Genomic DNA, 25,858 nt, shown 5'->3' with positions numbered 1-25,858 from the left:
GCCCTGTATGATATCATGGGATCAAAGCTTCATGAGGAACATGATATCAGCAGCAACGGCGGAGGTAAGCTATGGAATTCACAAAAATGAACGGTCTAGGTAATGATTTTATCGTTTGGTTTGGGCATCAGGATTTGCCGTCTGACGCCTCGGAATTAGCTGTTCGGCTATGTGATCGACATTTTGGTATTGGTGCCGATGGGTTGGTATATATATTGCCGTCACAAAAAGCGGATTTCTGCATGCGTATCATTAACTCGGACGGCTCGGAGGCCGAGCAATGCGGTAATGCTATCCGTTGTGCTGCTAAATACGTATATGACCGTAAGCACATCAACCGTGAACAGATCACGATCGAGACACTGGGTGCAGGGGTACAGCAGGTCGAACTAACTGTAGAGAACGGACTTGTTCGTATGGTGAAGGTGGATATGGGAGAGCCGATTCTTGAGGGTTTGAAGATTCCAACTACACTGGATCTGTCTAGCGTAATTAATGAGCCCATTGAAGCTGGCGGAAGTGGTTTTCGTTTTACGGCTGTATCTATGGGGAATCCGCACTGTGTCATTTATGTGGAGGATGCGCCAAGCTTTGATCTGGAAGCCTGGGGGTCGAAGCTGGAATGCCATCCGCTGTTCCCTAAAAAGACAAATGTTGAGTTCGCCACGGTACGTAGCCGGAAGCATATAGATATGAGAGTATGGGAGAGGGGAGCCGGACCAACGCTAGCTTGTGGAACCGGAGCCTGTGCTACACTTGTTGCTTCTGTACTAAACGGGTACAGCGACCGCCACGCCATTGTAAGCCTGAAGGGCGGCGACCTGGATATCGAATGGAGCGAGGACGATAATCACATATATATGACGGGCCCGGCTGAGATCGTGTACGAAGGTCGTCTGTTCTAAATCATGTGAACTTTAAAAATAGCGTGCAACTGGCCTATGAATCGTATAGAAGTGAGTGAAAAGAAGACCTTAGTAGGTCTTCTTTTTTTGGACTTACATGCCGCTGTATACAAGGAATACGATGAACAAAGCAACATTCTGTCTTTTTTTGGCGCCTGAACGATGTATAATATAGAAAATGAGAAAACAATAAGGAGGCCGTTCATAGTGCGGAAATTTCGTTGGATTTCAGCAGTTGCAGTCCTCATATTTGTAGCCACCGCGCTTCCGGTTCAGGCGGCGACCATTCCTGCTGGCGCGGAAACGACGGACAAGCAGGTTGGCTCGCTAACTCCGACAGTGGTAAGCCGTTTAGAAAAAGCGGTGCAAGAACTCATCGGTTCAAAGACAGCATTTCAATTTGACGATGTGACAGATATGGGGAAAACTTGGATTGTAGAAGGCGAACTGGAAGATGGAACTGCTACGTTGCAGACAGAATATAATAAAGAAAAAAACAGAGTGGATTCTACAACCATACGATATAAAATAAGCAGCTTAGGAAAGGCGATGAACGCGCCACTCAAGACGAAAGTGCTAAACAGCGCCAAAGCGTTTGACAGCAAGCGTCCTTTGCAATTTGAAGCATTCTGGCGGGTCAAATCCCCTTATCAGTCCAACAAGCCTTCAAATTACTGGGTATTTTGGGGCGCAGGAGAACAAGCTTCCTCGTTGTATGTGGATGTGGATCGAGGTAACGCTATTACCATCAACGCGGACTATGCGCTGAAGCAGGTGGACCCTTTGTTACTGAACCGTGCAATGAACACATTTAAGCGTGTGAGTGGACAGCGAATCAAGGTACAGCACGCTTCACGGTACAAGGACGAGACGAAGGGACTTTCATATTGGTCGTTCGAGGATGCAAACGAGGCGAGTGAGGTCAAAATTAGCGCGGTAACCGGTAAAGTGCTGGCCGTATCCACCTATGGGGTGGACTGGAATGATGACGCAGATTTCAAAAAAACATTTGCAAGCCCGAAATATACTGCCTCAGAAGCTTTGAAGCTAGTCAAGCCCAAGGCTCAAATGTTGTTTAATATCAATTTGTCGGGCTATAAAGTGAAAGTTCAAGGGAATCAATATACGTTCTCGAAGCAGCAAAAGGGAACGGATTCTATTGTGGCTAAAGTGAATAAAAAAGGGACTTTTTACGCTTACTCTCTTCATTCTTCTGATGGGAAAATGCCATGAAAATGTAGTAGGAAATAGAAAAGATAAATCGAGTCGTTTCACTCCTGAGATCATTTTGTCGGGGAGTGGGGCGGCTTTTTTTGTTTTTGGCTTATGTTTATAGTCTCTTTATGTTACATTAGTATGAAAATAAAGAGCGGGGTGGAGCAGAGGACATGAAACCGGATTTGCGTACTGTGCTGAATCGTGAAATTATTGTCGGAGACGGCGCAATGGGGACTTTTTTATATCAGCTAGGATTTCCAGTCAATACGTCTTTCGAAGAACTGAACATCACTTCGCCTGACGTTATATCAGACGTGCATAGTCAATATTTAAGTGCAGGAGCTCGATTGCTGGAGACTAATACATTTTCTGCAAATGATTATAAGTTAGCCCGGTTTGGACTGGAATCTAAGGTAGAAGAGATCAATCGTGCCGGTGTGAGAATTGCCAGAGCTGCGGCCGGACCTGAACATTATGTGGTAGGTGCGGTGGGTTCCATATGTGGGGGCAAACGGCTTAACATATCCAAGCTGGAGCTGGCAAGAAACTATGAGCAGCAAATTGATGCCCTTCTCTCCGAAGGAGTCGACGGCATTCTGTGCGAAACGTTTTATTCACTGGATGAAATACGCATTGCGCTTCACAGTGTACGTAAATACAGTGACATTCCGGTAATTTGTCAGTTTGCAGTTGATCAGGTTGGTCGTACCCAGGATGGTTTTTTAGTTGCGGAAGCTTTTTCGGTGCTGCGTAATGAGGGGGCAGACATCCTTGGATTTAACTGTCACTCGGGTCCGCAGGGAATTATGAGTGTAATGGAGCAGCTGGATGGCCCTTTGTCTGTACCGCTGTCCGTATATCCGAATGCGGGACTAGCAGATTATGTGGACGGTCACTATGTATACGGTGCATCACCTGAGTATTTTGGGGAATGTGCCAAGTCCTTTGTAGACCTGGGGACGAGGCTGCTCGGTGGTTGCTGCGGAACTACACCGGACCATATTGCAGCTATCTCAAAAGCTTTGAACCGTTTGCAACCGCCTCCGCTGGCTTCAAAAGAAGCTCTGTCGAAAGAGTCCTTTCAAGTGGCGGAGCAGATTGCAGATGAAGGGGAACGAGGAAATGGCAGACATACCAGCGAGCCCAACATTGTGGATCTGGTTAAGGAACGACATACGGTCATTGTAGAACTGGATCCTCCGCGCGATCTGGACATTACGAGGTTTATGCAAGGTGCTCATGCGTTGAAGAAAGCCGGGGCCGACGCACTTACACTGGCTGACAACTCGCTTGCAGTTACTCGTATGAGCAACATGGCGCTTGGACATTTGGTCAGTATTGAAACAGGCTTGCGCCCATTAATTCATATAGCTTGTCGTGATCGCAATCTGATTGGTACTCAATCCCACATGATGGGTTTTGACGCGCTCGGTATTGACCATGTACTGGCGGTTACTGGCGATCCGGCGCGGTTTGGTGATTTGCCAGGCGCCAGTTCGGTGTATGATATGACCTCTTTTGAAATCATACGCATGATCAAGCAATTAAATGATGGTGTTGCATTTTCCGGTAAGCCACTGAAGCAGAAGGCTAATTTTGTGGTAGGTGCCGCATTTAATCCTAACGTCAAGCATTTGGGTAAAGCCGTGCAGCGATTAGAGAAGAAAATTGCCTCCGGAGCTGATTATGTTATGACTCAGCCCGTTTACGACCACGAGCTCATTGCAGCCATCGCGGAAGCGACACGACATTTGGAAGTACCGATTTTTATCGGTATTATGCCGCTGGCTAGTGGGCGCAATGCAGAATACTTGCACAATGAAGTGCCAGGCATTCAGTTATCCGATGAGGTACGTGCACGTATGTCTGGTCTTGAGGGTCCGGAAGGACGAGCAATGGGCGTGTCTATTGCCAAGGAGTTACTCGATACGGCAATGGAACATTTTAATGGTATCTATTTTATGACTCCATTTATGTTCTATGAAATGACAGCTGAATTGACTTCCTACGTATGGCAAAAATCAGGCCGCGTACAGGCCCCCTTGTTTCGACTATAATAATCAATTACAATAGTATAATGGATGTGATGCCGATGTCATTGAGTATGACCGGATACGGTCAAGCCATCCTTCATTATGAGGGCTATAAAGTGCGCTTGGAATTGAAATCGGTGAATCACCGCTATTGCGAAGTGATGATGAGAATTCCGCGCGAATGGACTCGTTACGAAGATGGCTTGAGAAGAACGGTTCAACAGCAGATTAAACGCGGTCGTATCGATGTCTTCATCCACAGAGAACGTGATGAAGAACAGATGCCCGCCGCGCGGTTGAATGACACTGTGGTGCAGGCTTACCTGCATGCAGCGGAGCAGCTGGCGGATCGTTATGGAGTGAAAGGAACGTTAGGGATAAGCGATATTCTTACTTTGCCTGACGTTCTGGGTGAGCCTGGAGAGGCTTGCCATGGAGACGAAGAGGACTGGGAAGAGCAACTACAGCGAGCTTTGAATGAAGCTTTGCAAGGTTTACTGGAGATGAGAAGGCGAGAAGGCGGGCATTTGGCGCAAGATGTGGAATCCCGTATTTTACGGCTGGAATCCCTGCATCATGAAATGACGGTGCTGGCTCCTCATGTTGTGAGCGACTACCGTAACAGGCTGAAACACAGGCTTAAAGAGCTTCAGGACGGTTCATTTACGCTTGATGAACATAAGTTCGGAATGGAGATTGCGTTATTCGCGGATCGCAGCAATATTGATGAGGAACTTACCCGGCTTCAAAGTCACTTTGGACAGTGCAAGGGATTGCTGCTGTCAGACGAGCCGGCCGGTCGCAAATTAGATTTTTTAATCCAGGAAATGAACAGGGAAGTCAACACGATCGGCTCCAAGGCTAATCATCTCACATTGGTTAATTTGGTCGTTGAGATGAAAGCAGAGCTCGAGAAAATTCGTGAGCAGGCTGCAAATATTGAGTAGCTACCTGGTAGCGGCACGGCTGCAAGAGTCACATGTATAGGGGGAAAGACCTGAATATGGCAATCAAATTGATCAATATTGGTTTCGGCAATATCGTGTCGGCCAACCGAATTATCTCCATCGTCAGTCCGGAGTCTGCTCCGATCAAGCGGATTATACAGGAAGCCAGGGACCGTCATATGCTAATTGATGCTACCTATGGCCGCCGGACGCGGGCTGTTATTATTACAGACAGTGATCATGTAATCCTGTCTGCGGTGCAGCCGGAGACGGTCGCTCATCGCCTATCCACTAAAGATGATGACAATGACGAATAAAAATGGAGTGTACTATGGCTAAGGGATTATTATTTGTAATATCCGGACCTTCGGGTGTCGGTAAAGGGACGGTAGGCAACGCATTGCGTGATAAGCTACCAGAGATAACATACTCCGTTTCTGCTACAACTCGAACACCTCGTTCAGGCGAACAGGATGGAGTGACCTATTTTTTTAAAACGCGTGAAGAATTTTTGGGTATGATTGAACGAGATGAAATGCTGGAGTATGCTGAGTATGTAGGGAACTATTATGGTACTCCACGTGATTTTGTAGATCAGACGCTTGCGCAGGGAAAAGATATTTTTCTGGAGATTGAAGTTCAGGGAGCGCTAAAGGTTAAAGAAAAATTTCCAGAAGGCATATTCATTTTTCTGCTTCCGCCTTCGCTAGACGAATTAAAGGATAGAATCCGGGGACGGGGCACAGAGACTCAAGCGACCATAGACCACCGTATGTCGGTAGCTGTGGATGAAATGAATTTGTTGCGTCACTATGATTATGCGGTCGTCAATGATGAGATTGATTTCGCTTGTAAACGAATAGAATCCATTATTATCGCCGAACATTGTAAGGTTCATCCTTAAACGAGGGCTTTACATATGCCAAGCGTACCTAAAGAGAAATAATACTGTATAAGCTGAGCTTGAAGGTGTACACTGGAGTTCAGCTTATACAGTCCCAAAACTACATGAAGAGGTGTCTATTCGTGCTGTATCCTTCCATTGATGAAATGATGAAAAAGGCAGATAGTAAGTATTCGTTGGTTGTAGCGGCTTCACGTCGTGCCAGACAGTTGCGCGAGGGTGAAAAGACGACTCTCAAGAATCCTAAATCCCACAAACAGGTTGGAGTGGCGTTGGAAGAGATTTACGCGGATCATCTGCGTCTTGAAAGCGGCGAAGACGAGTAAGAATTATACACAACTATTATAACCGGGCGCAATGCCAATTCCTTTGACAACCGCAAGGTTGTTATTTTTTTAGGTCAGGGGGAGTTAACGATGTTGAAGGGAAAAGTTATTATTCTTGGTATAACTGGCGGAATTGCTGCTTACAAAGGGGCTGCGCTGTGCAGTAGGTTGACGCAAAAGGGAGCCGAGGTTCATGTGATTATGACGGCCTCTGCCAAGGAGTTTATTACCGAACTTACGTTGCAGTCGCTCTCTCGTAATCCGGTGTACAGTGACACATTTGATGAAAGAGAGCCGTCAGTCGTATCCCATATTCATCTGGCGGATGCGGCTGATTTGGTGCTTGTTGCTCCTGCAACTGCGAATATTATCGGGAAAATGGCGCATGGTCTTGCTGATGATATGCTGTCTACAACGCTGCTGGCTACAACAGCGCCTATTATGGTGGCCCCTGCGATGAACGTACATATGTACACTCATCCGGCAGTCATGCAAAATATGGAGACGCTTGTATCACGTGGCGTGAAGATGATTGAGCCTGGTGAAGGATTACTGGCTTGCGGTTACGTTGGCAAAGGACGTTTGGAAGAGCCGGACACAATTGTGCAAACCATAGAGCGCTTTTTTGATCAGCAAGCTCAGGAACAAAAAACCAACATCAAGTCTGAACCACGATGGTTTGGTGGCGAATCTATGGAGGCTCAAGTGCCTGAGTCACTTGTGAATGAGAATGAATCGGTGCTTTCAGGCAAAAAAGTCATTGTAACGGCTGGAGGCACGATAGAGCGAATTGATCCAGTGCGTTATATCACAAATGATTCATCTGGCAAAATGGGCTTTGCCATTGCAAAAGTGGCTCAGGAGATGGGTGCAGAGGTGCACTTGATTGCTGCCAATACCAGCGCGGAACCGCCTGCTGGTATTATGCTTGAAAGAGTCCAGTCAGCTGAAGACATGTACGCCGCTGTATTAAAGCAATGGGAAACGAGCGATATGGTCGTTATGGCTGCTGCAGTTGCAGATTATCGACCACGTGAGATTGCACAGACCAAGATCAAGAAAAAAGATAGTGTATTTACGCTAGAGCTAGTGAAGAACGTCGATATTCTAGAATCACTCGGACAGAGTAAGAAACATCAATTTTTAATTGGCTTTGCAGCTGAAACCGAACATTTGGAGACGTATGCGATAGATAAATTAGAACGTAAAAATTGTGATTTGATCGCGGCAAACGATGTAACTGTGAATGGTGCTGGTTTTGGCGTCGATACGAATGCTGTTCAAATTTATGACCGAAGCGGGATCGTAGAGCGTATTCCTGTACAGTCAAAGGAAGAAGTTGCGCGTAAGTTGCTTACTATAGCCGCGGGACGCATGGGTGGGGTGCTGCATTAATGGAGACGGGCAATTTAGTTGCCAAGGTCATTGTCGATGTACCTGCCAAGGATACGGACCGCACCTTCGATTATCTGATACCAGACTCAATGAGACCTTGGATTGAGCCGGGTAGCCGGGTAGCTGTGCCATTTGGCAAACGGACGGTGCAGGCTTTTGTCATCTCGGTAGTCCCAGCTGATGATCCACCGAAATACAGGATGAGAGCGATCCAGGAGTTACTGGATTTGGTACCACCCTTATCTGCCGACCTAGTCGAACTGGGCAAATGGATGAGCGAACGTTATGCTTGTAATCAAATTATGGCACTGCAAGTGATGATTCCTACCGCGCTCAAGGGCAAAGCAGAACGTTATATCTCAATTGCCGAACAGCATGAGTTAACGCATCCACAGCGTACTATACAACCGAATCAGGGCGATGAACTCGAATGGGCACTTCTGACCGACGATGGTATGAGTGATCCGACGGAGCGTCGGATTGTTAGCTTCATTCAGGAGAAGGAGCAAGTCCCATTGCAGCAACTCAGTCGACGTTTCCCTGAGGAAGCAGAGGTTATTAAATCACTGTTACGCCGGGGTGTGCTTCAGGAAAGTCAAGTTATTAAAGACAAACTCGGCAAAAAGACCATGAAATCCGTTGATCTGGCTATCGGCATAGACGAGGCATCAACGGCGCTGGAGCAATTTTCTGCCAAAGCGCAGCGTCAGCGGGAGGTACTTGCTTTTTTGCTGGAACGTAGCGAGTTTCTGCCTCTGTCGCTGAAGGAGGTCATGACCTCACTGAGTGTATCGGCAGCAACGGTTAAGGCGCTGGAAGATAAGGGCTACGTGTTGCTGGAGGATGTCGAAGTGTTCCGCGACCCATACCGGGGCAGACACTTCAAGCCTACAGAGCCACTCCCTCTCACGGCAGAGCAGCAATCGGTATATGAACGGATTATTCGCCAGCTGGACACGCGTGAGCAGGGAGCTTATTTGTTGCATGGAGTCACAGGGAGCGGTAAGACGGAAATCTATCTACAGACGATTCAGCGTTGTATTGAGCAGAATCGTCAGGCCATTGTACTGGTACCTGAAATATCGTTAACCCCACAAATGGTAGAACGTTTTAAAGGCCGCTTTGGCGATCAGGTAGCAGTGATGCACAGTAGGTTGTCCGGGGGGGAACGGTACGATGAGTGGCGCAAAATACGCGAAGGCCGTGTGAAAGTGGCGATTGGTGCTCGCTCGGCAGTATTTGCGCCTTTTCGTGAGTTAGGTCTTATTATTATGGATGAGGAGCACGAAACGTCCTACAAGCAGGAAGAGACACCTAAATACCATGCGCGTGATGTTGCCATTCGCAGAGCCCATCAGCATGGGGCTGTCGTTATTCTCGGCTCGGCAACACCGTCGCTGGAAAGCTACTATGCGGCTCGCTCACAAAGCAACGACGAGTTTGCGCCGTTGCTGCTTGAAATGCCAACTCGCGCATTGGGGAACACGTTACCCGAAGTACATATCATGGATATGCGTGAGGAACTGCGTGCTGGCAACCGCTCTATGTTCAGCCGTGCGTTGCATAATGGAATTGCAGAGCGGTTAGAGCGTAAGGAGCAGACGGTACTACTGTTGAATCGGCGTGGGCACTCCACGTTCGTCATGTGCCGTAGCTGTGGCTATGTCGCGGGTTGTCCGCATTGTGATATTTCCCTTACGTATCATCAGCGGTCGAACAATTTACGTTGCCATTACTGTGGTTATTCCGAGCCCGTGCCTCAGACTTGCCCTGAGTGCGGTAGTGAGCATATTCGTTATTTCGGTACAGGTACCCAGCGAGTGGAAGAAGAGCTGGCGAAGCTATTCCCCGGTATACGTGTTGTTCGAATGGATGTTGATACAACGACAGAAAAAAATGCCCACGAAAAGCTTCTCAAGCAATTTCGTGATAAAAAAGCGGACGTGCTGCTCGGTACTCAAATGGTTGCCAAAGGCCTGGACTTTCCCGATGTGACACTGGTTGGTGTCATTACTGCGGATTCGGCTCTCAATTTACCGGATTTTCGGGCTGCGGAAAAGACATTTCAGCTGTTAACACAAGTAGCTGGACGGGCTGGGAGACATCAATTGCCGGGGGAAGTATTCGTACAATCCTATACTCCAGAGCATTATTCGGTGATTCACGCAAGTCGCCATGATTATGCTTCTTTTGTGAGGGAAGAATTGAAACACCGCCGCAATTTGCACTATCCACCATATTGTCGTCTTATTTTGGTGACCTTTTCTCATGAACAACTCCCGGTGCTGGTCCGATTGGCTGAGAATTATTCAGCAACACTACAGGGACGGGCCAGACAACGGGGCTGGTTCGGGAATATGGATCGTCTTACATCGGATGTACTCGACATTTTGGGGCCAGTAGCTTCACCCATTTCGAGAATCAAGAATAGATACCGATTTCAATGTATGATAAAATGGCGTGGAAATATCGATGCGATTAGTTTGGCTCAGCAAGTAGCTGATGAAATGGCCGAATCCGCACAGGCACAAAAGTTGCTGATTAGTCTGGATGTTGATCCGCAAATGCTTATGTAGAGTGTTGCCACAAAAGTTATTATCACAATTAATGCGGACAAGCCGTCCGTACATAGGATAATGTAGCAGTCGCGTGTGTGATGAATACAGTTAAGCCTAAATGAAACATAAAGAGGAAGGTGTTCTGTTGTCATGTCAATTAGAATTATAGTGTTGGAGCCGGATGACGTATTGCACAAAGTAGCAAAGGAAGTCACTAAAATTACGCCTAACGTGCAAAAGCTGCTCGACGATATGGCAGATACGATGTATGAAGCGGAGGGAGTAGGTCTTGCTGCTCCGCAAGTAGGTATTTTGAAGCGTCTCATTGTTGTAGATGCTGGAGATGAGCATGGATTGATTAAAATGATCAATCCAGAGATCGTGGCCGAAGAAGGGGAGGAATTGGGTCCTGAAGGCTGCCTGAGTATACCTGGGTTGAACGGGGATGTGCGTCGTGCCGAGAAGGTTACAGTCAAGGGACTGGACCGCGAGGGTAAGGCCATTACCGTTACAGCGACAGGATTGCTTTCTCGTGCTTTTCAGCATGAAATTGACCATTTAAATGGAATTTTATTCACGGATATTGCAGAAAAAGTATATGAGGTTGCGCTGGAACAGCCAGGACCGAACCGTCAGATAGGAGAGTGAGGTTCGATGAGTCAAGACATTCGTATTATCTTTATGGGTACGCCTGAGTTTGCAGTGCCATCGCTGAACATGTTACTGGACAACGGTTATAACGTGGTCGGTGTGATTACACAGCCCGATAAGCCACAGGGACGAAAAAAAATATTGACGCCTACACCAGTCAAGGAAGCGGCAGAAAAACGCGGATTACCTGTACTGCAACCGACCCGCCTGCGCCAGCCAGAAGCGGTGGCCCAGGTGGCAGAGCTGCGTCCTGATCTGATCGTAACCGCAGCCTATGGGCAAATTTTGCCTAAGTCCGTACTAGACTTGCCTCGGTTCGGCTGTCTGAATGTGCATGGTTCGTTACTTCCCCGTTATCGGGGAGGTGCACCGATCCAGCGTGCGATTATTAACGGTGAGACCGTAACGGGTGTGACGCTGATGTATATGGCGGAAGGACTGGATACTGGCGATATGATATCGCGAGTTGAGGTTGCTATAGAGCCGGAGGATACCTCCGGTACGATTTTTGAGAAGTTAAGCGTAGCTGGAGCAAAGCTTTTGCAGGACGAGCTGCCTAAGTTGCTGGCAGGCCAATCAGACCGTACGCCGCAAAATGAGGACGAGGCTACCTATGCCCCTAACCTGAACCGCGACGATGAGCGCATTTCGTGGAGTGACAATGCACAGCAGATATACAACCGGATTCGCGGCCTTGTTCCCTTTTCCGGCGCGTTTACGCTTTGGGAGGGAAATGTTTTTAAAATATGGGCTGCTGAGCAGCCTTTCATAAATAATGAAGTGAGTGTCTCAAATGCTCCAGCACCCGGGACGGTTCTTCAATTGACCGCTCGTGGCATTGAGGTGCAGACAGGCGAAGGAACTCTCTGGCTGACTCAGGTTCAACCGGCTGGCAAAAAAGTTATGGATGCTGGAACCTTTGCACGCGGCGGACAGATGAAGCCAGGCATGGTGCTCGGATGAGCGGGAGTCACTCCCGCCAGGGAGGCCAAGGCAAGGGAGTGGGTGCCAGAACCGGCAAGACTCGCAATCAGACGGCGCGGGAAGTTGCACTTGATGTGTTGACCAGTGTGGAGCAAGAGGGTGCGTATAGCAATCTTGAGCTAAATCGTCGGCTTCAGCAGGCAGGTTTGTCTGCAAGTGATGCTGGTTTGGCGACGGAACTTGTATACGGTACAGTCGCACGCCGAAATACACTAGATTATTTTTTGAATAAATTTGTTCAAAAAGGAACGGCCAAGCTTCAGGCTTGGGTACGTTCGTTGCTGCGGATGAGTGTGTATCAGGTGGTGTATCTGGATCGAGTTCCGGATCATGCAGTCGTTAGTGAAGCGGTGACCATTGCCAAGCGGCGTGGGCATCAGGGTATTTCCGGTATGGTCAACGGCGTGCTCCGCAGCATGCTGCGTGAGCCGGACAAGCTGCGTATTCCTGACGATTTGTCACCGGAGGAACGGATTTCATTAGAACATTCCCATCCACAGTGGCTGGTTAAGCGCTGGATTAAGCAGTACGGTGCAGATACTGCTGAGGCTATCTGTCAGGCTAATAATGAGCCCCCTGCGGTCAGCGTACGGGTGAATACGACAATGATCAGCCGTGATCAGCTGCTGGACGAGATGAACTCAAAAGGGCTTGATGCCGTTCCTTCGGCAGTTAGTCCCTATGGGATTGTTGTTCGTAGCGGTGGAAATATGGCGCTTACCTCGTGGTATACGGACGGCTTGCTGTCCGTACAGGATGAAAGCTCCATGCTCGTTGCCGAAGCAGTCGCTCCTGAGCCTGGCATGCTGGTACTGGATTGCTGTGCCGCTCCAGGTGGCAAAACAGCTCATATGGCTGAGCTGATGAAGGATCACGGACGGATAGTTGCGAATGATCTGCATGCCCATAAGCATCAATTAATTCGTGAACAGGCTAATCGACTTGGTCTGGATGCCGTGGAAACAGTCACTGGTGATGCGCTAGAACTGAAGGAACGATATGCTCCAGCTTCTTTTGACCGTATTTTGCTGGATGCGCCATGCTCTGGCTTTGGAGTGATTCGTCGTAAACCGGACCTGCGTTGGAGCAAAACTGCGCAGGATGTTCGCGACATTACACAGCTTCAGCATGAGCTGCTGGATAGTGTGGCGGGACTGTTGAAGCCAGGTGGTATTCTGGTATACAGCACATGCACGATTGAACCGGACGAAAATGAAGGACAATTGACTCAATTTTTAAGCGAACATCCAGAGTATGAATTGGCAGAGGGTCATTCCTTCCCGGACGTGAGCCGCGAAAAGGATAGTATACAGGGAGGCTCGGTACAGCTGTTACCGCAGCATTTCCACAGCGACGGATTTTATATCGCGCGCCTGCGTCGGGTGAAATAGCGCGGAAGAGAATTCCAGGCAGCTTTCCACCAGTATTTCCACATTCCGCCGGAACATTTCCGGCGGTTTTTTGCATGAAGACGAAAAATTTTTACCCCCTCAGGGATTTGTGCTAAAATAGGAAGAATGAAAAATACTATCTGCGATCAAACAGAACTTAATGAAGAAGGAACGGGTGCAAACATTGATGAAACCTTTTATATATGATTTAACTCTGGAGGAGCTTCAGGACTGGGCCAAGAACAATGGCGAGCCTGCTTTTCGTGGAGGACAAATTTTTGACTGGCTGTATGTGAAGCGAGTCAATGATTTCAGCGAGATGACGAATTTGTCCAAGGCGCTGAGAGAGAAGCTTGAGGAGCAATTTAGTTTTGTGACGCTTAGTGAAATTACAAAGTTGGAATCGAAGGACGGTACAGTAAAATTCCTGTTCGGTTTGCACGATGATCATGCCATTGAAACGGTCATTATGAGACACAATTACGGAAACAGCATTTGTGTAACGACTCAAGTGGGTTGCCGGATTGGTTGTACTTTCTGCGCTTCGACGCTCGGAGGCCTCAAACGGAACCTGACGGCTGGTGAAATTACTGCACAGGTGGTGCAGGCTCAGAAAATTTTGGATAAAACCAATGAACGAGTGAGTAGCATCGTGATTATGGGCTCGGGCGAGCCTTTTGAAAACTATGAAGCGACCATGACGTTTTTACGTACAATGGTTCATGAAAAAGGTCTGAACATTGGTCAACGTCATATCACAGTGTCGACCAGCGGTATTGTACCGAATATTTATAAATTTGCCGACGAGGATACCCAGATTAATCTGGCAATATCCATTCATGCGCCTAATGATGCGCTTCGTTCGAAGCTGATGCCTGTAAATCGGCGTTATCCCTTTAAGGATGTTATGGATTCTCTACGTTACTATCTTGCTAAGACGGGGCGGAGAATTTCGTTTGAATATGCCCTGATTGGTGGGGTAAACGATCAGGCAGAACATGCTGAAGAGCTAGCGGATGTGTTAAAGGACATGCTGTGTCACGTCAATTTGATTCCAGTCAATCATGTGCCTGAGCGCAAGTATGTACGCACATCACGCAGTGATATTTTTAATTTCCAACGTATTCTTGCCGAAAAAGGCGTCAATGTGACGATCCGGCGTGAACAGGGTCACGATATTGCCGCTGCTTGCGGTCAGTTGCGTGCAAAGCATATGGAGTTGGGGTGAAACCATTTGATCAAAACAGTTCATGTCAGCCATGTCGGACGTGTACGTTCGGTGAATGAGGATTCTGCCTGGATCAGGCACTTGGAGCAAGGCTATATCCTTGGGATTGTTGCCGATGGTATGGGGGGGCATTTGGCCGGTGATACGGCCAGCCGCCTTGCGGTAGAGACACTTGCCGCTGATTTGGCGACGCTGGAGAGCGGATTATCCGCACATTCTTTGACGGCGGCGCTCAGCGACGCTATTTTGCATGCCAATGAAGTCATCTTCCAGACGGCTGCACGCGATGAAAAGTATCATAATATGGGAACGACAGTTGTTGCGGTTTTATTAAACGACGCATCCGGAATTATCGGACATATCGGTGACAGTCGTGCCTATGTCATTTCTAAAGGAGCGGTACGTCAGCTTACAGAAGACCATACTTTGGTTAATGAGCTGTTCAAAAACGGTCAGATCAGTAAGGAAGAACGGGAGAACCATCCTCGTCGCAATGTACTGACACGGGCGCTGGGCACTGATTCCGAGGTGAAAGTGGATATTGACTCCATTGCGCTGGAAAAAGGCGATGTACTGTTACTGTGTAGCGACGGATTAAGCAATCTGGTAACGGAAGAACAAATCAGCAAAGTAGTAGGTGCCGCAGAGAATCCTTTGGAGGAGCGCGCGGATCGTCTGCTACATCTGGCGTTGCTTGCCGGAGGAGACGATAACATTACTGTAGCTTTGTTTGAATTGCCCGACGACACGGTTTCATTGAGTGAAAAGGGGTGTGACGCATGATCGGGCACCTGCTAGGGGGAAGATACGAAATTATTGAGCGTATCGGTGGCGGCGGTATGGCGCTGGTGTATAAGGCTCAAGACATTTTGCTGAATCGCAATGTCGCAGTTAAAGTGTTGCGCCAGCAATTTGTTCATGATGAGGAATTTATTCGCCGATTTCGGCGTGAGGCGCAGTCTGCGGCCTCGCTTTCGCATTCGAATGTGGTCAGTATTTATGATGTCGGCCAAGAGGATGAAATCCATTATATTGTAATGGAGTGCATCGAAGGTAAAAATTTGAATGAGATTATTAAAGAACGTGCACCATTGCAAGTGGATGAAGCAGTACGGATTGCTTCCCAGATTTGTGATGCGCTGGAGCATGCCCATCAAAATCAGATCATTCACCGAGACATTAAGCCTCATAATATATTAATTGGACGTAATGGACGGGTTAAGGTAACTGATTTTGGGATTGCTAGAGCTGTTACGTCAACGACCATTACCCAGACGGGTTCTGTTGTGGGTTCTGTTCATTATTTTTCACCTGAGCATGCAAAGGGTGTCGTCACCGGCGAAAAATCGGACTTATATTCTTTAGGTATTGTCTTATATCAAATGCTGACAGCGCAGCTCCCTTTCCTGGGAGAAAGTCCAATTAGTGTAGCGCTCAAGCATTTGCAAGAGGAATTTGAGGAACCACGTAAAATTAATCCGTTGATTCCGCAAAGTGTGGAAAATGTCATTCTAAAATCCATGCGCAAAAATCCAGAAGAGCGTTATCAATCGGCAGACGAAATGCTAAAAGATCTGGAAACCTGTTTGCTGCCGGGACGGCGTAATGAATCCAAGCTGGAGTTTACACATTTGGATGATGAGGATCAAACACGGGTTATTCCGGCTATTAAGCCTCAACAATTAGGGATGTCTTCTAGTGGCGATGATGTACCTGCTCAACCGCGTGAGTCTGAACAGCTTCCGAGCAAGCAATCGTCCAAAAATAATAGAAAAAAAGCGATCTTGTGGGTAACACTAGTGTTGGTGTTACTTCTGTGCATGGGCGGAGTGGTGTACTATGTGCAAAGTGTACTTGTCGTGCCTGAGGTAAAAGTACCAGGTGTATTGACACAAACAGAAGACCAAGCGAAGGTTAATCTCAGTAAAGCGGGATTACTCATTGAGGAGCCAATACAGCATGAATACAAAGAGGGAATCGCGCCAGGAGTTGTATTTTATCAAAGCTATCCTGCAGATTCTTTAGTCAAGGAAGGAACCAAGATTAGTCTGAAAGTCGGGATTGCCAAGCCGCTCACTCCGATGCCGGATGTCAAAGGCCAAAGCTACGAGAATGCTGTTAAGCTGCTGACCGCCCAGCAAATTAAGGAGACGCAGATTCAGCAAAATGAGCAGTTCAGTGATCAGGCCGCGGGGACCGTCCTTAGTCAGACACCCGCTGCAAATGAGCCATTTGATAAGGACTCAGTCCAGGTTGTGCTCACAGTCAGCAAGGGCGCTGATACTGTGAAAATGCCAAGCCTGGTAGGGAAGACGCAGAACCAAGCAGAAAATGAGGTTAAAAAGGCAGGGCTGAAGGTTGGCTCGATTAAAGAAGAATTTAGCTATGAGCAGGAAAAAGGAAGAGTAACCAAACAGTGGCCGTCAGAGGCAGGCAGTGAGTTGCCACCAAATACGGAAATTACGTTTTATGTAAGCACGGGTTACCCGCCAGAAGCTATTACACTACCATTTAATGTGCCTGTTGCGCCGAAGGAAGAGGGCAAAAACAGCAAAATTCGTATCACTTATACGGATGCGCGTGGAGAAAATCAGGAATGGGGAAGCCGTACGATTAATACGACACAGATGTTCACTATCAATCTGCTAATGGCTCCGAACAAAGACAGTGTTGTCTCAGTATTTAGAGATGGTGACTTTATTGATACGTATCCAGTCTCTTATATTGAGGCGAAAAATGGAACGGTGACGATGCCCCAAATTGCTCCGCCTGCTGGAACTTCACCAACGGATACACCTGATGGTACTTCCTCGCAGAATGGAAGTGGAAACGGCGAGGAAGGTGATAGCGGGGGATCTTCTAATGATACTGGCAATAGTGGAGGCGACTCGAACAATCAGGAGGGCACAGGAGGTAATGGTGACCCTTCCGCCTTTGTTCCTGGAACGAATTCCACGGAGAGTACGCGCAGTGAGTTGGCGGTTAGTCATAAAAACAACCCAGGCCACGCAAAGAAGGAAAAAGTGATTGAGGCTGTTCAGCATCAGTAAACTTGCAATAGGAAGATGCTCAACCTGTTATACGCAATGAAACTTGAACATTATGAAGGAGGACATCTTACACATGCCTGAAGGTCTGATCGTCAAGGCGCTTAGCGGATATTATTATGTCTCCAGCCTGGATCAGGATGGGCGTCCGGTATCTGGCGAAGCTACAGTACAATGCAGAGCACGCGGCATTTTTAAGAAAAAAGAGATTACGCCTCTTGTCGGTGATCGGGTCGTTTACGAACTGACTGAGAACGGGGAAGGTATGGTCGAGGAGATTAGAAAGCGTACGACAGAGCTAATTCGTCCTCCAGTAGCTAATACCACGCTAGCCGTGCTACTGTTTTCCTTGCGTGAGCCGGATTTAAACCTGCCTTTACTGGACAAATTTTTAGTCCATATTGAGCACGCCGGACTGGATACGATTATCTGTCTGACTAAGCGCGATTTGTATGAAGGCAGCCCTTCAGAGGATGACACCGTGCTGGCCGTTCAGGAAATGTACCGGAAGATCGGTTATGAGGTGCTGGTGACCAGTGCCCGTACCGGAGAAGGGACGGCTGAGCTTAAGAAGCTGTTGGCTGGTCAAATCAGCGTGTTTTCCGGGCAATCAGGTGTAGGAAAGTCTTCCATGCTTAATGCTCTGGAGCCTGGGTTAACGCTGGAGACGAGCGCCATAAGCAATAAGCTGGGCCGAGGAAAACATACAACTCGTCATGTGGAGCTGATTCCTCTAGACAACGGAGGGTTTGTAGCAGATACACCGGGGTTTAGCCAGCTGGATTTTCTGGAGCTAGGTGTGGATGAGTTATCTCCCTGTTTTCGTGAATTCCAGCAGTATGCGGAAGGATGTAAATTTCGGGGGTGTACCCATATTCACGAGCCTAGCTGTAAAGTAAGAGAGGCCCTGGAAGAAGGCCATATTTCACAGGGACGATATGGTAGCTATTTGCAGTTCTATCAGGAATTAAAAGAAAAAAAGCGGAGGTACTGAGTATATGTTAAAAATAGCACCGTCGATTTTATCCGCTGATTTTGCTCGCTTGGGCAGTGAAGTTGCGGAAGCTGAGGCAGGAGGGGCAGACTGGATTCATGTGGATGTAATGGATGGACATTTTGTATCCAATATTACACTGGGCCCACCTATCGTTCAGGCTATTCGTCCGCATACGACTCTTCCCTTAGATGTTCATCTGATGATTGAGCATCCTGAACGCTATATTGGCGATTTCGTAAAAGCAGGAGCCAACATCATCACTGTTCATGCTGAGGCCTGTGTTCATTTGCATGGTGTCCTTCACTTGATCAAGCAGCAAGGCGCTCTGGCTGGAGTGGCTCTCAATCCGGGTACTTCACCATACGCGATCAAGGAAGTGCTGCCAAATGTGGATATGATTCTGGTGATGACGGTCAATCCTGGCTTTGGAGGTCAGTCCTTCATTCCAGAGACGTTAAATAAAATCAGACAAATCCGTGCTTGGCTGAACGAACTGGGTCGTCCAGACGTACATATCGAGGTAGACGGAGGTATTGCGGAGGAGACGGCACCAGCCGTATTTGAAGCGGGGGCTGACGTGCTGGTGGCTGGGAGTGCGGTATTTGGCAGAACAGACCGCGCTGCGGCTATAGCTGCGATTCGGGACAGTGCAGCACGTTTGTCCAAGTGAAGCTGACCGAAGCATTGTGGATGACTGTAGCGAGCATGGCGACGGGGTTGACCCTTAGCTGTTTCTCGCTAGTGAAGGCTCCTTGGAATGCTGTTCTTTCACTTTTGGCTGTTCTAATTGTACTGTTTTATTTTCGGAAAAATGAACGGCGTGGTTTACGAATAGGTTTTGTAGTGTGCAGCGTACTTTATTATATCCTGTTTATTTTCATACTCTCAGCATATCTCTATATTCGCGGACTTGTCTGATGGTATAGCCTGGGATGGTTGTGCATAAATATGGTTACATGAGCGGGATTCTCATGTAGCCTTTTTTTTGTGGGGCAACAACCCTTGACAGGTTGCATAAACTACAGAGAACGGATGCAGGAGGATGATGGGGAGGGTGAGGCATGAAGTTTTACACAATCAAGCTGCCAAAATTTCTGGGTGGATTCGTTAAAGCCATTTTGAATACATTCCAGAAAAACTGAATTCAACGTAATGTAAACACAGGATGTAGGATGAAAGCTGGAGGTACACAGGGCATGCTTCCCGGGCACAACAGATAGGTAGCTCGGCAGTAAAAGATAGGAACGCACGGGAAGGTGCCTGACATTTTGTTCTCCTGAACCAGATGGATATTACTTTCGAATAACCAAAAAAGCACCCGTTTAAAACGAGGTGCCTTTTGTTTATAACGATATTTTTTTACGACTACACGCGAGTCACTTTACCGGCTTTCAATGCACGAGTGCTGACATAAACGCGTTTCGGTTTACCGTTAACGAGAATGCGAACTTTTTGTACGTTGACGCCCCAAGTACGGCGATTACGGTTGTTAGCGTGAGATACGTGGTTACCGCTGCCAGGCTTTTTGCCTGTTACAGAACATTTACGAGACATGATTCCACCTCCTATTCTGAAAATAACCAAATTCCATATGGAACGGGTCTCTCTTCAGGCCGACTGGGTCAGCCGGACTTTGTAAGTCACTAACCTGAACAAAACAATACTTAAATATAATATCATAGTCAAAAAAGCTCCGTCAACTGATTCAAAAACTTTATTTATTTCTCTTTCGCATTATAGTACAATATGGGATAGTTATTGCTGCGATTATTTTGTATTAAAATGGAATGTGAATTCTTATTCCAGTCATGCCGGCAGTTCAGAGGCGGGACTATAGTCATCATTCCAGCCGATGATTTATTGTTAGGCAGTTGACTGGTTTTTCATTTTATATGACCTGTAGAAGAACGACCAGACGTGAGTACAAAAGCTTACGAAAGTGTGATATTCGTATTCGTCGTCTGGCTTTAGTATAATTCAATTGAACCTGTACGCACAGTTGAATAAGGTGTTGTGAAGGTTGATAGTAAAACAAGTGTATTAAGCTAGGAAGGGGAATTCTCTTGAGTAATCGTTCTTTGAATGGAACAGATTTTACCGCAATGGTTTTAGCCGGGGCGGAACAATTACAGCAGCATGCGGAACATGTCAATTCACTAAATGTATTCCCAGTGCCAGACGGTGATACGGGAACCAACATGAATTTGACGATGAGCGCGGGCGTAACGGAATTAAAGAGGGGGGACTCTTCCTCCATCGGTGTCATGTCCGGCATATTATCCAAAGGTTTGCTGATGGGAGCCCGCGGCAATTCAGGGGTTATCCTGTCTCAGTTGTTTCGTGGCTTCAGCCGTTACGCTGCCCCATACGAGGAATTGAATACCCTTCAGTTCGCATCGGCATTGCAGAGCGGGGTGGATGCGGCCTACAAGGCGGTTGTTAAGCCGGTGGAGGGTACAATTCTTACCGTGGCGAAGGAAGCGGCCAGGCATGCTGTGTTTTTCTCGCGCCGGACGAACGACATCACGGAACTGATGGAAGAAGTGCTTGCCAAAGCGAAGGAAACGCTTGCCATGACGCAGGACATGCTCCCTGTATTGAAGCAAGTAGGAGTTGTAGATTCGGGTGGGCAAGGTCTTGTGTACATTTATGAAGGTTTTATGCAGTATCTTGGAAGCGGCTTGGTGACGTCTTCAACTGCAAAAAGTGATAATGTACGCACGGTTTTTGCTCCTCACGTATCGGAGAGACCTACTGCTACTGCAGTTGTTCCTTCCCCAGATGCGCCGATTTCTGCGCAAGCGAAGCTCGAAACGGATAATATTGAATTTTTGTATGATATGGAGTTTTTTATTAATCGACAATTGGGCGAAGCGCAAGGTACCGATTTTGATGAGGAAGCCTTCCGGAAAGCGTTAGCAGTAGATGGTGATTCTATTATCGTAATTTCAGACGATGATGTCATCAAGGTTCACGTGCATTCTAAGGCTCCTGGTGAAGTGCTGAATTTGGCACTGCGCTACGGAGAAATTACACAGATTCGTATTTTAAATATGCGCGAGCAGCATCGTGATTTGTTGTCTGCGGGTATGGATGTTGCTCCTGAGCCTGAGTGGTTTGCTGAAATACCAACAGAGCCTGCACGTGAGGAAGAGCCGTCTGAGCCCCCCGCTCATGAACTGGCATCCTTTGGTTTTATAGCTGTGGCTTCCGGTGAAGGAATTGCTGATATTTTCAGAAGTTTAGGCGTCGATGTTGTCCTTTCTGGCGGCCAGACAATGAATCCGAGCACAGAGGACTTCGTTAATGCGGCGCGCTCGATTGCGGCTCAACATATTTTTATTCTTCCGAATAATTCCAATATTATTTTGGCGGCAGAACAAGCACGTGAACTGCTAGAGATGGAACGTATGGTGTCGGTTATTCCGAGCAAAACAATTCCTCAGGGCATTGCGGCAGCATTTGCCTTCCAGGAGGAAGAGGCTTTTGAGGTGAATCAGGACAATATGCGTGACGCAGTCACCCGGGTGAAGTCTGGGCAAGTGACCTACGCGGTACGGGATACGACACTGGATGACCTGCATATTACAGCCGGGCATTACATCGGTATTCAGGATTCCAAAATTGTAGCGACCGAGGAACACTTAATGGCAACGTCCCGTCTTTTGCTAGCGAAAATGCTGGTGAATGGCGATGAAATTGTTACGATTCTCACAGGTTCAGACGCGAATCAAGAAGACACAGATCAGCTTGTTGCATGGCTTGAAGAAAATTATGCGGATGCTGAAGTGGAAGTTCATGAAGGTGGTCAGCCGATTTATCCTTATTTGTTCTCAGTGGAAACCTGATGTGCTTTAGCACGCCCATGGAAGTCCACAACAAAAGGAGGTCTGACTGATGAGCAGTACCATCATTTTGACGGATAGCACGGCTGATATTCCACCGGAATTAGCAGACCGTCTCGGTATAGTTGTTGTACCATTGACAGTGATGTTCGGCAGCACAGCTTACCTGGACGGCATTGAGATGTCAGCATCGCAGTTTTACAGCGAACTAGTACGGGCTGATGAGCTACCTACGACATCACAGCCTTCACCAGCCCGTTTTTTGGAGACATACACGACGCTGTTGGAGCAGTACCCCGAGAGCCAGGTTATCTCTATCCATTTATCCTCGGGTGTGAGCGGAACGTATCAGTCTGCTCTGCTGGGCAAATCCATGCTGGAGAAGCATGAACATAGAGTGACTGTGGTGGATTCCAAATCAGCTTCATACGGATACGGCATGCTAGTGGTTTATGCGGCAGAGCTGGCGGCTGCCGGGCACTCCCCGGCTGATATTGTTCGGGCTGTGGAACGTCGTGGGGAGCGCCGTCGTTTGTATTTCCTGGTGGATACCCTGGAATACTTACAAAAAGGCGGACGTATTGGCAAGGCAGCGGCAATGGTTGGTACGTTACTTAACATTAAACCGATTCTTTCGATTGACAAAGAAGGCACTATTTATTCGGTTGATAAGGCGAGAGGGCATAAAAAAGCGACAGCACGTATAATTGAACTATTGGAGCGGGATTTAAAAGGCCAAAAAATTAATATTGCTGTGGGTCATACGGCAGATCGCTCAGCGGCAGAAGCGTTCGTGGCTCAGCTGGCAGAGCATTTTGAGCTGGGAGATCGAATATATACTGAACTTGGCGCTGTGATTGGGACCCATGTAGGGCCAGGAACGATTGGCATTTTTGTATGGCCGGCCGGAGATGAGAGGTAATATGCTGCAATTGGATCAAATACCTTTAAAACAAATACATGGCGTGAGTGCTCTCAAAGAGGGAGAGCTTCACGCTTTTGGCATTTCTAACGTACAGGACATGCTGGAATATTATCCGTTTCGGTATGAAGATTACCGACTGCGCTCGCTAAGCGAAGTGAAGGATGGAGATAAGATTACAGTACAGGCCAAAATTATGGGCATTCCGGTGCTTCAGCGTTACGGGCGCAAATCAAGGTTGACTTGTAAATTGATGGCCGAGGATTGGATGTTTACCGCGACGTGGTTTAATCGGCATTTCATGAAGGAGCAGCTAACCTCAGGTCGTGAAATTGTGGTGACTGGTAAATGGGATCTCAAACGGATGCAGATGACTGTTGCAGATTCTGAGTTTCCTGATAAAGGAGTAGCCCGCTCGGGGACACTTCAACCGGTGTACTCTATAGGCGGCAAGATTACGCAAAGCTGGATGCGAAAAACAATGAGCCAGACACTCCAGCAGTTTGGTGAAATGATCCCCGAAATATTGCCTGAGTTGCTTGTGCGTAAATATAGTATGATGCCGCGCAAGCAGGCTATTGCAGGTATACACCAGCCTCAGGACAACCGCGAGGGGCAAGAGGCTCGTCGGCGGATGGTGTATGAGGAGCTATTTTTATTTCAGCTGAAAATGCAGGCATTCCGGGCGCTAAATCGTGGTCGAGCGGACGGGGTGGTACATACCGTGGATAACGCCACGATTCGTGAATTTGTAAGGGCTTTGCCTTTTGAATTAACGGATGCACAGAAGAAGGTAGAGCTTGAAATACTGCACGATCTACGCTCACCTTATTGTATGAACCGTCTGCTTCAGGGAGATGTTGGGTCAGGTAAAACAGTTGTTGCTGCCATCGGTTTATTTGCCACAGTACGTTCCGGTTTTCAGGGAGCGCTGATGGTGCCAACCGAAATATTGGCCGAGCAGCACATGCGATCGCTTCACAAGCTGTTTGAGCCCTTTGGAATCAGTGTGGGCCTACTGACTGGGAGTACAACCGGGAAGAAGCGTAAGGAGCTCCTAGCTGCTCTCCAAATGGGTCTGCTGGACATTGTAGTAGGCACCCATGCTCTCATTCAGGAGGATGTATATTTTCACCAGCTTGGGCTTGTTGTAACGGATGAGCAGCATAGATTCGGAGTGAATCAGCGTAGTGTACTGCGCCGCAAAGGCTATAATCCCGATGTGCTGACGATGACGGCCACACCGATCCCCCGTACGCTGGCCATCACTGCGTTTGGCGATATGGATGTTTCTACGTTGTCAGAGCGGCCGAAGGGGCGTATTCCAATTTCCACCTATTGGGTGAAGCACGAACTGATGGATCGGGTACTTGGTTTTATTTCCCGCGAGGTAGACCAGGGACGGCAGGCTTATCTGATTTGCCCGTTGATTGAAGAGTCGGAGAAGCTGGACGTACAGAATGCCATCGATTTGCATATTCAAATGCAACAGGCTTTTCCACATTACCGCGTTGGGCTATTACATGGACGAATGACTCCCGCAGAAAAGGAAGAAGTTATGCGTTCTTTCTATGCGAATGAGGTTCAGTTGCTCGTTTCAACGACGGTTGTGGAGGTGGGGGTAGACGTCCCAAATGCGACGCTAATGATCATTATGGATGCGGATCGTTTTGGGCTGTCCCAGTTACATCAATTACGTGGACGTGTCGGACGGGGAGCACATGCCTCGTATTGTGTACTGATCGCTGATCCTAAGTCGGAGGTTGGTCAGGAGCGGATGAAGGTTATGACCGATACGGACGATGGTTTTGAGGTGGCTAGACGCGATCTGGATTTGAGAGGGCCGGGTGACTTTTTTGGCACCAAGCAGAGTGGGCTACCCGAGTTTCGTTTAGCAGATATGGTAGCGGATTTTGAGGTGCTGGAAAAGGCGCGGGAGGATGCAACCGATCTGATTAAGGATTCGTCCTTTTGGACATCTCCGCAGTATGAAGGACTGCGCGGTTATTTGCAAAAAGAACAGATTTTCCAGGGGGACCTCATCGACTAATCCACCATGAATCATGAGGTTGTTCTAAACGTTTTAAACAGATAGGCACAATGGACAGGCTGGCCGTCATATATTTGGGAATGACCGAATGATATGGGAGGTGTGGCAACATTGAGCTATCAGCAATATGGAATCAGTCCGCAACTGGTGGAGCGGATTAAGTTGAAAATGAAGAATCGTGCGCTCAAGGAGCGGGTTAAGCAGCAGATTGAAGGTGTGACTAAAGCGGACCTGCAAAATAAAGCTAAGGTGCGTCATCTTGTGAAGTCCACTTCTGCTATTTTAAACGAGCGTTTGACGGCTGCGCAGGAGGAGCAATTGACCGCCTTCGTATTGGCACAAAAAATTGATCCGTCCAATACATTCCATCTAATCAAGCTGTGGGGAATGTTCCGTTGATTGCTTTTGAAGAGGTGCTTCAAAGCGCTCTCCATGTTTTTTTGTGAAGCACAGATGA

At 47.8% G+C, this 25,858-nt stretch carries 23 protein-coding genes; 22 read left to right on the top strand and 1 reads right to left on the bottom strand.

Annotation, left to right across the window (positions count from 1 at the left end; translation table 11 throughout):
• The first annotated feature begins 71 nt into the window (after positions 1-71).
• From dapF to spoVM, 18 genes are all read left to right on the top strand, one after another.
• Entirely contained in the window at positions 72-905 is an 834-nt protein-coding gene (gene dapF, locus ACM1ND_RS16855) for a diaminopimelate epimerase (protein WP_028540558.1), read from the top strand.
• A 207-nt stretch (positions 906-1,112) separates the two neighbouring features.
• On the top strand, positions 1,113-2,138 hold the full coding sequence (locus ACM1ND_RS16850) for a hypothetical protein (protein WP_023989310.1): 1,026 nt from the start codon (positions 1,113-1,115) through the stop codon (positions 2,136-2,138).
• A 155-nt stretch (positions 2,139-2,293) separates the two neighbouring features.
• A complete protein-coding gene (locus ACM1ND_RS16845) occupies positions 2,294-4,180 on the top strand; it encodes a bifunctional homocysteine S-methyltransferase/methylenetetrahydrofolate reductase (protein WP_023989309.1) in 1,887 nt (628 codons plus the stop codon).
• 35 nt (positions 4,181-4,215) lie between these two features.
• Complete coding sequence (locus ACM1ND_RS16840; RefSeq protein WP_028540560.1) at positions 4,216-5,103, top strand: YicC/YloC family endoribonuclease; 888 nt, start codon at positions 4,216-4,218, stop codon at positions 5,101-5,103.
• A gap of 56 nt (positions 5,104-5,159) precedes the next feature.
• Positions 5,160-5,420, top strand: a complete 261-nt coding sequence (gene remA, locus ACM1ND_RS16835; protein WP_005548256.1) for an extracellular matrix/biofilm regulator RemA — start codon at positions 5,160-5,162, stop codon at positions 5,418-5,420.
• A 14-nt stretch (positions 5,421-5,434) separates the two neighbouring features.
• The gene (gene gmk / locus ACM1ND_RS16830) at positions 5,435-6,007 is read left to right on the top strand and encodes a guanylate kinase (RefSeq protein WP_013310894.1); all 573 of its coding nucleotides are present in this window, start codon (positions 5,435-5,437) and stop codon (positions 6,005-6,007) included.
• A gap of 122 nt (positions 6,008-6,129) precedes the next feature.
• Positions 6,130-6,333 (top strand): DNA-directed RNA polymerase subunit omega, encoded by a 204-nt coding sequence (gene rpoZ, locus ACM1ND_RS16825; RefSeq protein WP_013310893.1) that lies wholly within the window; start codon positions 6,130-6,132, stop codon positions 6,331-6,333.
• A 90-nt stretch (positions 6,334-6,423) separates the two neighbouring features.
• Positions 6,424-7,728: a bifunctional phosphopantothenoylcysteine decarboxylase/phosphopantothenate--cysteine ligase CoaBC gene (coaBC, locus tag ACM1ND_RS16820; protein ID WP_023989307.1), complete on the top strand. Its 1,305-nt coding sequence runs from the start codon at positions 6,424-6,426 to the stop codon at positions 7,726-7,728.
• Entirely contained in the window at positions 7,728-10,304 is a 2,577-nt protein-coding gene (priA, locus tag ACM1ND_RS16815) for a primosomal protein N' (RefSeq protein WP_028540561.1), read from the top strand. The genes coaBC and priA overlap by 1 nt, the downstream gene beginning before the upstream one ends.
• 132 nt (positions 10,305-10,436) lie before the next feature.
• Positions 10,437-10,934, top strand: coding sequence for a peptide deformylase (gene def / locus ACM1ND_RS16810; protein WP_013310890.1), 498 nt, complete (start codon positions 10,437-10,439; stop codon positions 10,932-10,934).
• Between the two features lie 6 nt (positions 10,935-10,940).
• Positions 10,941-11,900: a methionyl-tRNA formyltransferase gene (fmt, locus tag ACM1ND_RS16805; protein ID WP_028540562.1), complete on the top strand. Its 960-nt coding sequence runs from the start codon at positions 10,941-10,943 to the stop codon at positions 11,898-11,900.
• Positions 11,897-13,312 (top strand): 16S rRNA (cytosine(967)-C(5))-methyltransferase RsmB, encoded by a 1,416-nt coding sequence (gene rsmB, locus ACM1ND_RS16800; protein WP_071558516.1) that lies wholly within the window; start codon positions 11,897-11,899, stop codon positions 13,310-13,312. Before fmt ends, rsmB begins: the two co-directional genes overlap by 4 nt.
• Positions 13,313-13,499: 187 nt before the next feature.
• Positions 13,500-14,540, top strand: coding sequence for a 23S rRNA (adenine(2503)-C(2))-methyltransferase RlmN (gene rlmN / locus ACM1ND_RS16795; RefSeq protein WP_013310887.1), 1,041 nt, complete (start codon positions 13,500-13,502; stop codon positions 14,538-14,540).
• A 6-nt stretch (positions 14,541-14,546) separates the two neighbouring features.
• Positions 14,547-15,323 carry a Stp1/IreP family PP2C-type Ser/Thr phosphatase gene (locus ACM1ND_RS16790; protein ID WP_025723490.1) on the top strand — a complete coding sequence of 259 codons (777 nt, stop codon included), beginning with the start codon at positions 14,547-14,549 and terminating at the stop codon, positions 15,321-15,323.
• Positions 15,320-17,590, top strand: a complete 2,271-nt coding sequence (gene pknB / locus ACM1ND_RS16785) for a Stk1 family PASTA domain-containing Ser/Thr kinase (RefSeq protein ID WP_418026359.1) — start codon at positions 15,320-15,322, stop codon at positions 17,588-17,590. Before ACM1ND_RS16790 ends, pknB begins: the two co-directional genes overlap by 4 nt.
• A gap of 73 nt (positions 17,591-17,663) precedes the next feature.
• Positions 17,664-18,581 carry a ribosome small subunit-dependent GTPase A gene (rsgA, locus tag ACM1ND_RS16780; protein WP_418026358.1) on the top strand — a complete coding sequence of 306 codons (918 nt, stop codon included), beginning with the start codon at positions 17,664-17,666 and terminating at the stop codon, positions 18,579-18,581.
• A 4-nt stretch (positions 18,582-18,585) separates the two neighbouring features.
• Positions 18,586-19,254 carry a ribulose-phosphate 3-epimerase gene (gene rpe / locus ACM1ND_RS16775; RefSeq protein ID WP_028540565.1) on the top strand — a complete coding sequence of 223 codons (669 nt, stop codon included), beginning with the start codon at positions 18,586-18,588 and terminating at the stop codon, positions 19,252-19,254.
• A 391-nt stretch (positions 19,255-19,645) separates the two neighbouring features.
• Entirely contained in the window at positions 19,646-19,726 is an 81-nt protein-coding gene (gene spoVM / locus ACM1ND_RS16770; protein WP_010345573.1) for a stage V sporulation protein SpoVM, read from the top strand.
• 223 nt (positions 19,727-19,949) lie between these two features.
• Here the strand turns inward: spoVM and rpmB are convergent, their stop codons facing one another.
• Positions 19,950-20,138 carry a 50S ribosomal protein L28 gene (rpmB, locus tag ACM1ND_RS16765; RefSeq protein WP_013310881.1) on the bottom strand — a complete coding sequence of 63 codons (189 nt, stop codon included), beginning with the start codon at positions 20,136-20,138 and terminating at the stop codon, positions 19,950-19,952.
• 509 nt (positions 20,139-20,647) lie between these two features.
• Between rpmB and ACM1ND_RS16760 the strand changes: the two genes are divergently transcribed.
• The 4 genes from ACM1ND_RS16760 to ACM1ND_RS16745 all read left to right on the top strand — a co-directional run bounded on the left by ACM1ND_RS16760 (position 20,648) and on the right by ACM1ND_RS16745 (position 25,800).
• On the top strand, positions 20,648-22,432 hold the full coding sequence (locus ACM1ND_RS16760) for a DAK2 domain-containing protein (RefSeq protein WP_418026356.1): 1,785 nt from the start codon (positions 20,648-20,650) through the stop codon (positions 22,430-22,432).
• Positions 22,433-22,481: 49 nt separating this feature from the next.
• Complete coding sequence (locus tag ACM1ND_RS16755) at positions 22,482-23,351, top strand: DegV family protein (RefSeq protein ID WP_023989297.1); 870 nt, start codon at positions 22,482-22,484, stop codon at positions 23,349-23,351.
• Position 23,352: 1 nt separating this feature from the next.
• A complete protein-coding gene (gene recG, locus ACM1ND_RS16750; protein WP_068941514.1) occupies positions 23,353-25,401 on the top strand; it encodes an ATP-dependent DNA helicase RecG in 2,049 nt (682 codons plus the stop codon).
• Positions 25,402-25,512: 111 nt separating this feature from the next.
• Positions 25,513-25,800, top strand: coding sequence for a stage VI sporulation protein F (locus ACM1ND_RS16745; RefSeq protein ID WP_013310877.1), 288 nt, complete (start codon positions 25,513-25,515; stop codon positions 25,798-25,800).
• The last annotated feature ends 58 nt before the right edge of the window (positions 25,801-25,858 follow it).

It is taken from the genome of Paenibacillus sp. JJ1722 (assembly GCF_048282685.1).
GTDB classification, from domain to species: domain Bacteria; phylum Bacillota; class Bacilli; order Paenibacillales; family Paenibacillaceae; genus Paenibacillus; species Paenibacillus polymyxa_B.
The sequence above is the reverse complement of the archived record's forward strand: the minus strand, read 5'-3'. Positions and strand labels throughout refer to the sequence as shown.

Coding starts and splice junctions, on each gene's coding strand:
- dapF (WP_028540558.1), top strand. CDS start 72: ATGGAATTCACAAAAATGAACGGTCTAGGTAATGATTTTATCGTTTGG.
- ACM1ND_RS16845 (WP_023989309.1), top strand. CDS start 2,294: ATGAAACCGGATTTGCGTACTGTGCTGAATCGTGAAATTATTGTCGGA.
- ACM1ND_RS16840 (WP_028540560.1), top strand. CDS start 4,216: ATGTCATTGAGTATGACCGGATACGGTCAAGCCATCCTTCATTATGAG.
- remA (WP_005548256.1), top strand. CDS start 5,160: ATGGCAATCAAATTGATCAATATTGGTTTCGGCAATATCGTGTCGGCC.
- gmk (WP_013310894.1), top strand. CDS start 5,435: ATGGCTAAGGGATTATTATTTGTAATATCCGGACCTTCGGGTGTCGGT.
- coaBC (WP_023989307.1), top strand. CDS start 6,424: ATGTTGAAGGGAAAAGTTATTATTCTTGGTATAACTGGCGGAATTGCT.
- priA (WP_028540561.1), top strand. CDS start 7,728: ATGGAGACGGGCAATTTAGTTGCCAAGGTCATTGTCGATGTACCTGCC.
- def (WP_013310890.1), top strand. CDS start 10,437: ATGTCAATTAGAATTATAGTGTTGGAGCCGGATGACGTATTGCACAAA.
- fmt (WP_028540562.1), top strand. CDS start 10,941: ATGAGTCAAGACATTCGTATTATCTTTATGGGTACGCCTGAGTTTGCA.
- rsmB (WP_071558516.1), top strand. CDS start 11,897: ATGAGCGGGAGTCACTCCCGCCAGGGAGGCCAAGGCAAGGGAGTGGGT.
- rlmN (WP_013310887.1), top strand. CDS start 13,500: ATGAAACCTTTTATATATGATTTAACTCTGGAGGAGCTTCAGGACTGG.
- pknB (WP_418026359.1), top strand. CDS start 15,320: ATGATCGGGCACCTGCTAGGGGGAAGATACGAAATTATTGAGCGTATC.
- rsgA (WP_418026358.1), top strand. CDS start 17,664: ATGCCTGAAGGTCTGATCGTCAAGGCGCTTAGCGGATATTATTATGTC.
- rpe (WP_028540565.1), top strand. CDS start 18,586: ATGTTAAAAATAGCACCGTCGATTTTATCCGCTGATTTTGCTCGCTTG.
- spoVM (WP_010345573.1), top strand. CDS start 19,646: ATGAAGTTTTACACAATCAAGCTGCCAAAATTTCTGGGTGGATTCGTT.
- rpmB (WP_013310881.1), bottom strand. CDS start 20,138: ATGTCTCGTAAATGTTCTGTAACAGGCAAAAAGCCTGGCAGCGGTAAC.
- ACM1ND_RS16755 (WP_023989297.1), top strand. CDS start 22,482: ATGAGCAGTACCATCATTTTGACGGATAGCACGGCTGATATTCCACCG.
- recG (WP_068941514.1), top strand. CDS start 23,353: ATGCTGCAATTGGATCAAATACCTTTAAAACAAATACATGGCGTGAGT.